Genomic DNA, 12,142 nt, shown 5'->3' on the forward strand with positions numbered 1-12,142 from the left:
GTTGCATGAATTTTCTGTTTCTCGATACGGGTGGCATCGATTACGATCCGGAAACGCCTCTGCAAAAGCCACTCGGCGGCACGCAATCTGCCATTGCCTTTCTTTCCGAGGAATTGGTCAAGGCTGGCGCCACGGTGACCCTGATGAACAATCCAAGCCACGAGCGGGTGGTAAAGGGCGTTCGGCTGGTTGAAAGCAGCACCATCGGACGTGAGGGCTTCGGCCAGTTCGATATCGTCGTCGTGGTTTCGGTGGCGTTGGGCATTAAATTTCGTCAGGTCGTGCCGGAGAACATTCCCATGGTGCTTTATTGCCATCATGCTGCAAACCAGGGTGCCGTTGCGAGCTTACGAAATGTCGATGAGCAAGCCGTTTGGGACGCCTTTGTCATGGTCAGTAATTGGCAGGTGAATGAGTATGCTACCGCCTTCGGTATTGACACGAGGCGGGCCACGGTGATTGGAAACGCCGTCTCTCCGGCTTTTCTGGAACATCCCTTGCAGCCGGCATGGTTTGAGACTGGCGCTCCGCCCGTCTTGACCTACAGCAGCACGCCCTTTCGTGGATTGGAGGTTCTGTTGCTAGCGTTTCCATCCATTCGTGCCCGGGTGCCAGGAGCGGAGCTGAAAGTCTTCTCAGGCATGAAGATTTATGCGCCTGAAAAACAGCACGACCCCCATGTCTATCTCTATGAGGTGGCGCGCAATCTGAGGGGGGTGAGCTATTATGAATCGGTTTCGCAAAAAGAGCTGGCTGAAGTCATGAGAGATGTCGCGGCTCTCGCATATCCATCAACATTCAAGGAAACCTTTTGCATCACCGCGGTCGAAGCCTTGGCAAGTGGGGCGGATGTGCTGACAACACGGCTTGGTGCACTGCCGGAAGTGTTGGAAGGGATTGGCCAGTTTATGGATATGGCACCATCCTACCATGAACTCGCGCACACCTATATCGAGTTTGCCAGCGAGGCGCTGCTTGCGATGAAGCGAGATCCGGCTGCGGCTGCGGCGCGGCGTCAGGAGCGGACGGAGCATGTCAGGACGCACTTCACCTGGGCGCGCCGGGCGCAGCAATGGCTGGATCTGGCAGGCCAAATCAAAGGCCGAAAAGGCTGAGTGAAAACGCTTGCCTCGTGAGGTTATCGGCATACACTACCATCATGGCTCTCGTTCTTCGCCTCATGCTGGTTGTTGCCGCTCTGGCTTATGCTGCCATGCCCGTCAGCGGCATGGCTGCCACTGGCGGTATGGTTTCGCCGATGACGATGCACGGTGCCGAAACACACCAAGGCCATGATTCGATGCCGACTGCATCGCCATTTCACGCAGCAAGTCCATCTGAGCATGTCCACAAGATGGATCGTAACTGTCCCGACCAGCACCAGGCAATGGGGTGTGGCCATTGCGCGGCCTGCGTGAGCCTGCTTGCGGATTTTTCCACTCTTTTGGGCAAGCCAATGGTGGGGGATGCGCCGTTGCCGTCATCTGCTCCTCGGCTGCTGTCGCTTGCCCCTCTGCCCTTGGTGCCGCCGCCTCGTTTCTGATGGATGAAAGAGCCTATGGAATCCGGGAAAGGCCGGATTTCGACTGACTTGTCATCATCAGAAAGGGACCGTCATGGTCAAAACCCTTATTCTCGCCGCAAGCCTGTTGCTTGCCAGCACTGCCGCTTATGCTGAGGACACTATGAAAGGCATGGACCATTCCATGCCGTCGAATACGACGTCGAAAGCGCCATCCAGCAAGGCTTTTACCGCCGCCAATGCCAGGATGCACAAGGCCATGGTCATGCCGATGACCGGCAATGCCGATGTGGATTTCGTGCGCGGAATGATTGCCCACCATCAGGGCGCTATCGACATGGCCAAGGTGGAGTTGCAATATGGCAAGGACGAAAAGATCCGCACGCTGGCCGAAGAGATCATCAAGGCGCAGCAGGGCGAAATTGCCATGATGCAGCAATGGCTTGAGATGCACGGTCAATAAACCGCTGCGGCTGTCTCGGGCAACTGATGCGCTTGAGGCAGCCATGCGGCTTGCCAAGCTGGAGGAAGAGATGACACGGGCGCTGACCACCATTGGCCTCGATGCCGACGATACGTTGTGGCAGAACGAGCAATTCTACCGGCTGACGGAAGAGCATTTCCGGTCGCTACTGGCCGATTACGCCGAGCCGTCGATGATTTCGGATCGGCTATTGGAGGCGGAAAAGCGTAATCTGGCCCATTACGGTTTCGGCATCAAAGGTTTTACCCTGTCGATGATTGAGACCGCGCTGGAAATTACCGAGGGAAGGGCGCCCGGCGCGGTGATCGGCGAGATCCTGGCGATTGGCCGCGATCTTCTCAGCCATCCGGTAGAAACACTGCCCGGCGTGCGCGATGTGCTGGAAGCCTTGGCGGGGCGATATTTCCTGGTGATGATTACCAAGGGCGACCTGTTCGACCAGGAGCGCAAGCTGGCGCAATCGGGGCTTGGCGACTTTTTCGACGCGGTTGAAATCGTCTCCGATAAAAACGCCACCACCTATCGGCGGCTTTTTTCAAAGCACGGCGATGAGCCGGAACGCGCGATGATGGTCGGCAATTCACTGAAATCCGACATCGTCCCAGCGCTGGCGGTCGGGGCCTGGGGTGTGTTCGTGCCCCATGAACTGACCTGGGTTTTTGAGCATGTGGAAAAGCCTGCCGATGCACCCCGCTTTCGAGAATTACCTGAGATCAGCGCCTTGCCGGAACTTGTTGCCTCAATTGGCTGAGGGTTGGCTCGGTCTTACAAATCCGGCCTTCAACTGCTCCACACTCTCCCGGCAGACGCAGCCTTCCAGGTGATCATTAACCAGTCCCATCGCCTGCATGAAGGCATATACGGTGGTAGGGCCGACAAAACTCCAGCCGCGCTTTTTCAATTCCTTCGACAACCGGATTGAGGTGGGCGAGGTGGGATTGGCGCGCAGCGTCGCATAATCCATTTTTGTCGGGCGTTCTTCGGGACCAGGCTCAAAACGCCAGAAATAAGCGGCGAGGGAGCCGAACTCTGCCTGCAATTCCAAGGCCCGCCGGGCATTGTTGATGGTGGAAACGATCTTGCCGCGATGGCGTACGATGCCGGTATCGGCGAGGCAGCGGGCTATGTCCGCATCATCGAACTGTGCCACTTTTGCAAAGTCGAAACCGGCAAAGGCGGCGCGAAAATTCTCTCGCTTGCGCAGGATGGTCAGCCAGGACAGGCCGGATTGAAAGCCTTCCAGGCAGATTTTCTCAAACAGGCGGTGGTCGTCGGTAACAGGGCGGCCCCATTCCTCGTCATGATAGTGGCGGTAATCGGTAAGCCCCCCATGCCACGAACAGCGCCATACGCCGGCGTCATCTGCAATCAATCCCGCACTATCCATTCCCGCTCCCCTTGTTCGATTTTTTGTTTACTCTTTGTTCACTGTTTTTTCAAACGAAATACTAACCCTGACGAAAGCTTTCGTGCTTGACGGCAATTTGAATGAAGGCGCGTTTACCATTTCCACAAGCGGCGGTGGCAGGTTGATCCCAACGGACTGTGGGTCCTGATCGCTTTAAAAAATGGGTTTAGCCGATGCTGTCACCGCGTTTTCTCCTGAAAGCCTGTTTTGCCTTGTCAGTGATGCTCACCTTACCGGCCATAGCCGGGCAAGCTTTGGCGCAGGATCGCTATCAAATTCGGCCACCGGTTGTCGTCAGCCCGGACCTCGCAGCGCCATGGCTATTGCAATTGGGTGTGCGGGCTGAGCCACCAGCCGTTAATCCGAGCAGGCCTTCTGCCGTCCAGCCCGTTTACTATCGCCCGGTGAGCAAGCCGGTTCCGCAACAATACCGCCAACCTGCCGCTTCCGCCGCACCGCTGCGGCCTGCGCTTCAACAAGCGTCGGCCATGCCCGCGCCCAGACAGATGTCGGCGACGCCCGCACAATTCCTGCCGCAGGTTGTCGCTTACCAGACCAGAGAAAAGCCGGGCACGCTGGTGATCGATACGAATAATCGCTTTCTCTATCTGGTGATGGACGGAGGAATGGCCCGCCGCTATGGCGTCGGCGTCGGCAAGCCCGGTTTTGAATGGGCGGGCGAGCACAAGGTGACCCGCAAGACAGAGTGGCCGGAATGGATTCCGCCGCAGGAAATGATCGCGCGCGAAGCTGCCAAGGGCCATTATCTGCCGGCCCGTATGCAGGGTGGGCCGGAAAATCCATTGGGCGCACGGGCGCTTTATCTTGGCTCGACCCTCTACCGTATTCACGGGACCAACGCGCCATGGACAATCGGCTATGGCGTGTCTTCCGGCTGCATCCGGATGCGTAACCAGGATGTAACGGATCTCTATGGCCGCGTACCCGTGGGTACGAAAGTCATCGTGATGTGACCAGAGGTAGGCTGCTGATTTCAAGTCACACTCTTGTCACTTTTTTGACAAAATCGACCGGAGACGGCTTGCAACATTGCTAAGCTTGGATAGTTTTACTCGAACTGTTTGGAGAGGGAAATTGCCTATGCGGATGAGGGGAACGGGTGTGGCGATGGCCGCATTGATGATGGCAGCACTGGCCTTGCCAGCGTCAGGCTCGGCAGCAGCACCGAGAGCGGACGATCCGGCCAACTCGACGGCCAGCAGCGTTGTAACGCCGCAGATGATGAAGCGGGAGGTTCCCGATAAATTCAAGCGGCGGCTGGTGCGGCTCAAAACCGATGAGGCGCCAGGTACTGTTATCATCGATACCAACAATAAGTTCCTCTATCTCGTCGAGGGCAATAACCGGGCGATCCGCTACGGCGTCGGCGTCGGGCGTGAGGGTTTCGGTTGGTCGGGTGTCGTCAATATCGGTCGCAAGGTGGAATGGCCAAGCTGGCGTCCGCCGGAAGAAATGCGTGTGCGTGAAGCGCGTCGCGGTCATATCCTCCCCGTCGTGCAGGAAGGAGGACCGGATAATCCGCTCGGTGCGCGCGCCATGTATCTCTACAAGGGCAATCGCGATACGATTTTCCGCATTCATGGCACCAATCAGCCATGGTCCATCGGGCTGAACCTGTCCTCGGGTTGCATCCGTATGAACAACAAGGATGTCGAGGATCTCTATGCCCGCGCCGAAATCGGTAGCAAGGTTATCGTGGTCGGTCCCGGCAATAAGCAGGGCGAAGTGAGTTTCGATGACCGTGGTATCGACCTACTGCGGACGATCTTCGGCGGCTGATGCCGGGTTTTCGCTGTCGAGAAATTTCGAATATCTCACATGCATCAAAGGCTTGAGATATTCGAAAGCGAAATTAGAAGAGTCGTGTTCAATGGCTCTTCTTATAATATGCTATTTCACGACGACTCGCTTGGTGCAGCCGGGTTAAGCCGATCCCTCGCCTTGCAAAACCAAACGAGAATTCGGCCATCTACTTACCTTGCTATAAAACTGCAATTACAGTGAGATGCCAGCGCGGCGAGCGGCACCGACCGCGGCGGTGCGGGTAGTGACCTTGAGCTTTGCGAAAATATTGCGCAGATGAAATTTGATGGTGTTGTCGCTCAAGGCCAGTTTACGACCGATTTCCTTATTGCTGAAGCCCTGGCTGAGCAGCGCCATGACAGCAAGTTCTCTGTCTGTCAGCGCGGATGACGAGAGACCGTGAAGCGGCATGTCTTCGCTGGTCTCCGGCGCCACCTTTCCTTCCGGTAGCAGGGCTTGTAGCCGTTGACGCAGAACTGCCGACATCGGACTTTCCTCGGCAATTGCCCTGAGATCGCCCAGGAAATCGTCGCCTTCAATCCAGATCATGGCCCGAAAATCTTCCATCGGAAAGGTCAACAGCAGATCTTCCAAGCGGGCCGCAACGATCTCGCGTTTTTCCTCGGCAATCAACAGACGCATGTCGAGAAGCGCCAGTTCCACGCTGCGAAGATCGTGGATTTTCGTTAGTTGCTGGCTAATCAGGATGGAAAGCGCTTGTCTGGCGCGCTCGAGATCGCCGCGAACCAAATGGATGCGTGCCCAAAGCAGAGCCGGCGTCAATCCACGCAAATGGATCGCCAGATTATTATCCGGCACCGAGGTGATGTCTTCCATGCCGAAGCCATGGGCCTTTGCGTAGCGAATCGCCTGCTCAACATCACCGCTTTCCAACAGGAGCAACACCCGGGCGCCGTCGATCAGCCGGATCAACCGATGAAAACCACGCCGCTTGGCCGCCGACCGTGTCCGGTCCGCCAGCGCATGGGCCGCGGTCATGTCGCCCTCTAGTCGGAAGATCATCTGCTGGGCGGTAAACCCAGCGGCCAGAAGATCGAACCAGGCATCATGGCGCTCCAGATGCGGCAAGGCCCAGCGCAGACAAGGCCCGGCGGCCTCCAGATCGCCACGCATGACCAGCAATTCTGCCTTGAGCACCTGTCCCAAGGCGTCGAGATCGGTGCCCTTGCCAATGCAGGCCTGCACTTCATCGATCAACTGCTGATAATACTCCTCAGCGCCGGAGCAATCGCCACTGAAAAAAGCAGCTTGGCCGATATGGGTGTAAAGATGTACCGCGCCGAAATCAGCACCGCCGTCACGGAACGTCTGAACCGCAAGATGGCCGTAATGCAAGGCCCGATCCATGTCGCTGCGGTCGAGGAAATTATAAGACAGCATATTCAACACCATGGCGCGGTGTACGAGTTCGGTGCTGGCAATGTCTGTCAGATCGTTTTCCAATGCGGCCAAGTCTTCGGCGCAGGCAGGGCGGTCGAAATACAGCCCCAGCAGCACACGGACCACTCGCAGATCACTGGTAAACGTATCCGGAGCAGCCGTGTCGGCCCTCTCCGCAATGCCGAGATAATGGTTGGCGGCATCAAGATGCCCGGCTTTGGCACTGACCACCGACAGGCCAAGCGTGGTCAGTGGAAAACAGGTGAGATCAATGGCCGAAACATTGGCCATAATGGAGTTGAACACGCTGGCACCCCCTCGGCTGGTCGTATAGACCCGCCGCCAGCCGCCGCTGGTCTCGACGATTTCCGCGGCCAGATTGGCATTGCCACTCATCAGCGCATGGCGCACGGCAGCATCGAAATCACCTGTTGTTTGGAACCAGCGCGCTGCCCGTTCCAGAACATCCTGGACTTGATAGCCACGTCGAGCGGCCTCTTCCTTCAGGAAGGCATTGAAAACCGGATGGTAGCGGATCCAGCCGCCACCGCCAGCCAGGAGGGCGACCGGCAGGGCATGATCTCCCAACTTGCCAAGCAAGTCGGCGCTATGGGCATCGGCGAAGACGGCCTCGACGAGATCGCGATTGACGGTAGGGAAAGGCGCAGTCTTTAAAAGCAGTTCCTGCACATCTTCAGGCAGATTGGCAAACACCTGCTCCGACAAATAGCTACCCATTTCGGCATTGCCGCCGTCGAAGGTGGTGAACAGCGTGCCGCCATCGACATTTTCGGCAATCAGCAACCGGATCATCTGCAAGGCAACCGCCCAGCCTTCCGTCCTTTTATTGAGCCCAGCGACTTGCTCCCGGCTCAAGCTGGCAGTCTGTCCGGCAAAAAACTCCTCAGCTTCCTGGTCGGAAAACCCCAGTTCGGCAATATTGACCTGGCGGAATTCGCCTTTCAACCGCAGTGCGGATACCGGAAAACGCGGTGGCGTGCGCGAAATCAGCACCAGCTTCAGGTGGTTCAGAGTCTGGTCGCCCAACAGGCGCGCGACGATTGCCTCGGTCGCATCGGTCTGGGCGAAGTGATAGTCATCCAGAAACAGGATGACCGGCTCGGTGATCTTGCGCAACCGCGTGGATAACAAGGCCAGAAGCGAGGCGACGGTCATGCTGGAATCAACACCTGTGCCTTCTTCCAGACGCAGGGCGTTGACGGCTTCCAGCAGCAACAGGAGGAACTGTGTCTGGTCGCTATATTCCTGATCCAGCGCAAGCCAGGAGAGGCTGTAGCCTTCGGCGCGCAGGGTATCGAACCATTGCGCAGCCAGGGATGTCTTGCCATAGCCAGCCGGCGCAATGATGGTGGTCACCCGTTTCAATCCGCCAGCGGAAAGATGCGACAGGATTGCCCTGCGCTTGATCGCGCTCTGGGTACTGATCGGGGGCTGAAATCGCAGAGTGAAGTTCATGAAGAAAACGTGCTATGTCGCATCCGCTTTTGCAAGCCTGTTCTGATGTAATCGAAAGATTACAAACATATCAACCGGTAAAAAATTATATTAACCAAGCAAAACCCATGTAATTTTTAGGGTATTATTGCAAAAGCTAAATTATAACGCAGCCTCATCTTTCGCAAGGCTGATGCCGGTATGAACCAGACCCGGCGTCAGGCAAAAGCGTCCTTCGATCACTGTTCCCGCCGGAAATTCCACATGGAGGCGTGACAGCAATTCGGCGGTAAACAGACCATCCCGATCCGGATCGATCCGGATCAGCGCGTCTTCGAACCAGAACATTTTTTCAACCAATGGATAAAGACATTTGAACAGGCTCTCCTTGGCAGAGAACACCAGGGTGGTATGAAGTTCCGGCAAAAGAGAGCTGCTGGCCCCAAACCTGTCTTCCGGACCGCAGATCCGCTCTCGGACATTGCCCATAACCTGCGCTGTCATGACCTGTTCTGTGTCCATGCCAAGGCTGCGAAATCGAGCCGCATCGGCAACGGCTGCCGCAGCAAATCCGTGCGTATGGGTGATCGAGCCGACCAGCCCTGGGGGCCAGACTGGTTCGCCACGCGGTCCCGCTGTAACGGGTGCGGCAGGCTGGCCGGTTTGCGCCGCAATCGCCTCCATGGCGCAGAACCGTCCGCCCACATATTCCGCCTTACGCTTGGCGACCGCTTTTCCCATGCTTTCCGGCAGGGGCACGCCAAGTTCCATTGCCGCTTCCGGCGTAAAATCCTCATGACGGAAGCAAACAGCGCGATGCGAGATCAAGGCCTCGAAAAGTGGAGGCACAGGGCATGAGGAGTATATTTCCACCTGATTGTTGGCCTGCTGGCTCATGAAAAACCCTTGAATATGTCTTGAATTGAAAGAAATGCAGATCAACCCACCGGCAAGCCTCGCTTACAGCGGTTGTTGTAACAAATACTCTTCGGCCTCTTCGCGTGACATGGCAAGCACGCGTTGCAGCAGATCGAAGCCAAAGCCATTGCGTGCCATGCCCGACATTTCCTTCATTCTCTGCCGTTCATCGCCGTCGCTGCGGCGAAAGGGGCCATAGCCGCGCTTTCTGGCAAATCGAATGGCGGCGGGCAGGTCGTCCATATCCTCTAGCGCTGCCCTCACCACGTCCTTCTCGATACCCTTGCGCGCCAGGGTCTGGGCGATAGCACGTCTGGATTTGCCGCTGCGCGCCGCCGATTGCGACTTGATCTGCGCATAGGCATCATCGTCCAGCGCCAGCATCTGGCGGCCAAAGCGCACGGCTTCGGCCGCCAGCGCCTCCACCGTCTCCGGCTCGATGCCCTCATATTTCTGTCGTGCCTTGCGGGAGACGGCGTCGCGCAATTCCCGCTCGCTCATCATCCGTCGGCCAAGGCGATATGCGGCAGAGTTGCGCGCCCAGGCCATCATCCGCGGTTTCGGCTGCAAAGGGTCTGGTTGCGCCTCGCTGTCGAACAGGGTTTGCGTTTCGCCTGTCATCTCGCTCGTCGTTCCAATGCTGGCCATGCCTCTATTGTTCGTCTGATGATGGACGCTATATCACTTTGTTATGGAAGACGACAGGACCGCCCAGCGAGGTGGGCCTCTAGAATTTGGCAGGGTCATATTGAACCAGACAGATTCTTATTCCTGTTGTTTTCGTTTGTCTTTTCGAGAAAATCCCGTTGCATTTTCCCCTGAGGCAAACTCTAAACCAATGTGAATTTTGAAATGAAAGACATCATGACACATCAACAGAACCTCCAAATTCAGCTTGCATCCCGTCCAACTGGCGCTCCAGCCGCCGATAATTTTCGGCTGGAGACAGGGTCTGTGGGCGAGCCCGCCGACGGCGAGGTTCTGCTGCAAATCCTCTATCTGTCTCTCGATCCCTATATGCGCGGACGCATGAGCGCTGCGAAATCCTATGCCAAGCCGGTTGAGATTGGCGCTGTGATGGAGGGCGGTACAGTTGCCCGCGTGATCCGCTCAAGACACAATGATTTTCAAGAGGGCGACATCGTTCTCTCCCATTCCGGCTGGCAAAGTTATGCGATAGCCAAGGGAGAGACGCTACGCAAGATCGATCCGTCGGCAGCCCCCGTTAGTACCGCGCTCGGCGTGCTGGGCATGCCGGGATTTACCGCCTATGCGGGATTGCTGACCATTGGCAAGCCAAAGCCCGGCGAAACGGTCGTGGTGGCCGCGGCCAGCGGCGCGGTTGGCTCTGCGGTCGGTCAGATTGCCCGCCTCAAAGGTGCGCGCGCGGTCGGCATTGCCGGCGGGGCTGACAAATGCGCTTTTATCAAAAACGAACTCGGTTTCGATGCGGTGGTCGATCACCGCTCTCCTGACTTTGCCCAGGAGCTGGCCCAGGCCTGCCCTGATGGCATAGACGTTTATTTCGAAAATGTCGGTGGTGATGTCTGGAAAGCGGTCTTCCCGCTGCTCAATAGCTTTGCGCGTGTGCCGGTCTGCGGGCTGATTGCCCAGTATAACCAGTCCGTGGAGGATGCGCCCGGCCGGGACCGTCTGCCGATGACCATGCGCGATATTCTGACCAAGAGCCTGACCGTGCGGGGCTTTATCCAACGCGAATTTGTTGATCAGTTTCCGCAATTCCAGCGGGAGGCGGCAGGCTGGATTGCCGATGGATCGCTGCGCTACCGGGAAGACATTGTCGATGGGTTGGAAAACGCCCCTCAAGCCTTTATCGGTCTGTTGGAGGGCAAGAATTTCGGCAAATTGCTGGTGCGCGTTTCACAGTAAAGTATTACACGGTCATCTTCCGGCGGCAAAATCCGCAAGCTTGTCGCCGGAGAGCCGGTAGCGGATCCATTCGGTCTGCGGCTCTGCACCGACAGCATCATAGACCCGGATGGCTGGCTCGTTCCAATCCAAAACGCTCCATTCGAACCGGCCACAGCCGGTATCGACGGCAAGTTTTGCCAGATAGCGCAGCATGGCCCGCCCAGCACCGCCGCCGCGATGGGCCGGATCGATGTAGAGATCTTCGAGATAAAGCCCCTTGCGGGCCTGCCAGGTTGAGTAATTATAGAACCAGATCGCGTGACCAACAGGGTTCCCCTGCTTTTCCAAGACTACGGCAAAGGCAATGGCTCCGTCACCAAACAACGATTGATGCAGGCTTTCTGCTGTAGCCTTTACTTCATGCTCGGCTTTTTCGAAAATCGCCAGATCGGTGATGAAGCGAAGGATAACCGGAACGTCATCGGGGCGCGCTTCGCGGATGGAGAAATCCATATAGAAACCTCAAAAGAAAAGCAGGCCATTTCGGGCCTGCCTGATATGTCGCTGAAAACACAAAGTTTTGGGGCCGCCAGAACTTATTGGAAAGGCATCCACCAGGATTTGTTGGAATTGGACATTTCCGCTTCCTTCTGGCGACGTTTTTCCTTCTTGGCTTCTGGTTCGCCCAGATCGTCCAACTTGGCCTGATCAACTTCGCGGTATGAAGCTGGCGGATCGGACAGAACCCGGCGCTGGTCGATATAGGCGCCCTTCTGAAGCTTGCGGGCGTCGCGGAAGGCCTGCCATTTCTGGGTCTCGGTCATCGTGCCATTGGTGCCGTTGCCATCGAGAAGCGGCGAACGATAACTCTGGTTGCCACGGTTGGCATCGGCTTCGGCCACAAGCCTTGTGCGGGTGTCCTCGGGGCTTTCGACCCAATCGGGATTATCCTTGCTGGCCAGGGATTGCTGCGGCTGCACCAGCTGTGCGGTTTCCCCCTTGGGCGGCAGAACGAGGTCTGGGCGCGGATTATATGCCGTGTTTGTCGTCGGCTTCTTGCTGCCGATAGAGGCGGCCGAGCCAACATCGTCCACCAATTGTTCCATAGACGTCTTATCTGTGCCATAGGTCGGGCCGCTGGTGCAGCTGCTCAAGGCAGAGCAGGCAGCAAACATGCCAACAAGAACCATCCGTGCCTTAACCATCAATACCTTCCAGCCTTTTTCATGTCCCGGACCCAAAGTTCCGTCAGTCGTGG

General features: G+C 57.0%; 13 protein-coding genes. 7 read left to right on the plus strand and 6 right to left on the minus strand.

The features are described from left to right. Positions 1–5 precede the first annotated feature (5 nt). The 4 genes from AVI_RS20765 (at position 6) to AVI_RS20780 (ending at position 2,757) form a co-directional block, all read left to right on the plus strand. On the plus strand, positions 6–1,115 hold the full coding sequence (locus AVI_RS20765; protein ID WP_012654106.1) for a glycosyltransferase family 4 protein: 1,110 nt from the start codon (positions 6–8) through the stop codon (positions 1,113–1,115). A gap of 44 nt (positions 1,116–1,159) precedes the next feature. Continuing rightward, entirely contained in the window at positions 1,160–1,543 is a 384-nt protein-coding gene (locus tag AVI_RS20770) for a hypothetical protein (protein WP_041698590.1), read from the plus strand. Between the two features lie 73 nt (positions 1,544–1,616). Then, positions 1,617–1,985 (plus strand): CopM family metallochaperone, encoded by a 369-nt coding sequence (copM, locus tag AVI_RS20775; protein ID WP_012654107.1) that lies wholly within the window; start codon positions 1,617–1,619, stop codon positions 1,983–1,985. Positions 1,986–2,055: 70 nt separating this feature from the next. Continuing rightward, positions 2,056–2,757, plus strand: coding sequence for an HAD family hydrolase (locus tag AVI_RS20780; protein ID WP_012654108.1), 702 nt, complete (start codon positions 2,056–2,058; stop codon positions 2,755–2,757). On the opposite strand, the gene AVI_RS20785 is transcribed toward AVI_RS20780, so the two are convergent. Beyond that, entirely contained in the window at positions 2,746–3,393 is a 648-nt protein-coding gene (locus AVI_RS20785) for a DNA-3-methyladenine glycosylase I (RefSeq protein ID WP_012654109.1), read from the minus strand. The two genes, AVI_RS20780 and AVI_RS20785, sit on opposite strands and share 12 nt — an antisense overlap. Before the next feature lie 242 nt (positions 3,394–3,635). Between AVI_RS20785 and AVI_RS20790 the strand changes: the two genes are divergently transcribed. Next, positions 3,636–4,388 carry a L,D-transpeptidase gene (locus AVI_RS20790; RefSeq protein ID WP_234617667.1) on the plus strand — a complete coding sequence of 251 codons (753 nt, stop codon included), beginning with the start codon at positions 3,636–3,638 and terminating at the stop codon, positions 4,386–4,388. 127 nt (positions 4,389–4,515) lie between these two features. Next, on the plus strand, positions 4,516–5,214 hold the full coding sequence (locus AVI_RS20795) for a L,D-transpeptidase (protein WP_041698593.1): 699 nt from the start codon (positions 4,516–4,518) through the stop codon (positions 5,212–5,214). A gap of 216 nt (positions 5,215–5,430) precedes the next feature. Here AVI_RS20795 and AVI_RS20800 read toward each other — a convergent pair whose 3' ends face one another. The 3 genes from AVI_RS20800 to recX form a co-directional block, all read right to left on the minus strand. Continuing rightward, positions 5,431–8,115 (minus strand): winged helix-turn-helix domain-containing protein, encoded by a 2,685-nt coding sequence (locus AVI_RS20800; RefSeq protein ID WP_012654112.1) that lies wholly within the window; start codon positions 8,113–8,115, stop codon positions 5,431–5,433. A gap of 141 nt (positions 8,116–8,256) precedes the next feature. Further along, on the minus strand, positions 8,257–8,991 hold the full coding sequence (locus AVI_RS20805; RefSeq protein WP_012654113.1) for a 4'-phosphopantetheinyl transferase family protein: 735 nt from the start codon (positions 8,989–8,991) through the stop codon (positions 8,257–8,259). Positions 8,992–9,054: 63 nt separating this feature from the next. Next, entirely contained in the window at positions 9,055–9,633 is a 579-nt protein-coding gene (recX, locus tag AVI_RS20810) for a recombination regulator RecX (protein ID WP_049777406.1), read from the minus strand. A 243-nt stretch (positions 9,634–9,876) separates the two neighbouring features. Here recX and AVI_RS20815 point away from each other — a divergent pair, with 243 nt between their 5' ends. Continuing rightward, entirely contained in the window at positions 9,877–10,902 is a 1,026-nt protein-coding gene (locus AVI_RS20815) for an NADP-dependent oxidoreductase (RefSeq protein WP_012654115.1), read from the plus strand. A 12-nt stretch (positions 10,903–10,914) separates the two neighbouring features. Here the strand turns inward: AVI_RS20815 and AVI_RS20820 are convergent, their stop codons facing one another. Both AVI_RS20820 and AVI_RS20825 read right to left on the minus strand, forming a co-directional pair. Continuing rightward, positions 10,915–11,397, minus strand: a complete 483-nt coding sequence (locus AVI_RS20820; protein WP_012654116.1) for a GNAT family N-acetyltransferase — start codon at positions 11,395–11,397, stop codon at positions 10,915–10,917. An 83-nt stretch (positions 11,398–11,480) separates the two neighbouring features. Continuing rightward, positions 11,481–12,089: a hypothetical protein gene (locus AVI_RS20825; protein ID WP_041698595.1), complete on the minus strand. Its 609-nt coding sequence runs from the start codon at positions 12,087–12,089 to the stop codon at positions 11,481–11,483. Between the last annotated feature and the right edge of the window lie 53 nt (positions 12,090–12,142).

The organism is Allorhizobium ampelinum S4, assembly GCF_000016285.1.
In the GTDB taxonomy this organism is placed as follows: Bacteria; Pseudomonadota; Alphaproteobacteria; order Rhizobiales; family Rhizobiaceae; genus Allorhizobium; species Allorhizobium ampelinum.

Excerpts from the sequence above, each read along its gene's own strand:
- AVI_RS20765 (WP_012654106.1), top strand. The coding sequence starts at position 6 with ATGAATTTTCTGTTTCTCGATACGGGTGGCATCGATTACGATCCGGAA.
- AVI_RS20770 (WP_041698590.1), top strand. The coding sequence starts at position 1,160 with ATGGCTCTCGTTCTTCGCCTCATGCTGGTTGTTGCCGCTCTGGCTTAT.
- copM (WP_012654107.1), top strand. The coding sequence starts at position 1,617 with ATGGTCAAAACCCTTATTCTCGCCGCAAGCCTGTTGCTTGCCAGCACT.
- AVI_RS20780 (WP_012654108.1), top strand. The coding sequence starts at position 2,056 with ATGACACGGGCGCTGACCACCATTGGCCTCGATGCCGACGATACGTTG.
- AVI_RS20785 (WP_012654109.1), bottom strand. The coding sequence starts at position 3,393 with ATGGATAGTGCGGGATTGATTGCAGATGACGCCGGCGTATGGCGCTGT.
- AVI_RS20790 (WP_234617667.1), top strand. The coding sequence starts at position 3,636 with ATGCTCACCTTACCGGCCATAGCCGGGCAAGCTTTGGCGCAGGATCGC.
- AVI_RS20795 (WP_041698593.1), top strand. The coding sequence starts at position 4,516 with ATGCGGATGAGGGGAACGGGTGTGGCGATGGCCGCATTGATGATGGCA.
- AVI_RS20800 (WP_012654112.1), bottom strand. The coding sequence starts at position 8,115 with ATGAACTTCACTCTGCGATTTCAGCCCCCGATCAGTACCCAGAGCGCG.
- AVI_RS20805 (WP_012654113.1), bottom strand. The coding sequence starts at position 8,991 with ATGAGCCAGCAGGCCAACAATCAGGTGGAAATATACTCCTCATGCCCT.
- recX (WP_049777406.1), bottom strand. The coding sequence starts at position 9,633 with ATGACAGGCGAAACGCAAACCCTGTTCGACAGCGAGGCGCAACCAGAC.
- AVI_RS20815 (WP_012654115.1), top strand. The coding sequence starts at position 9,877 with ATGACACATCAACAGAACCTCCAAATTCAGCTTGCATCCCGTCCAACT.
- AVI_RS20820 (WP_012654116.1), bottom strand. The coding sequence starts at position 11,397 with ATGGATTTCTCCATCCGCGAAGCGCGCCCCGATGACGTTCCGGTTATC.
- AVI_RS20825 (WP_041698595.1), bottom strand. The coding sequence starts at position 12,089 with ATGGTTAAGGCACGGATGGTTCTTGTTGGCATGTTTGCTGCCTGCTCT.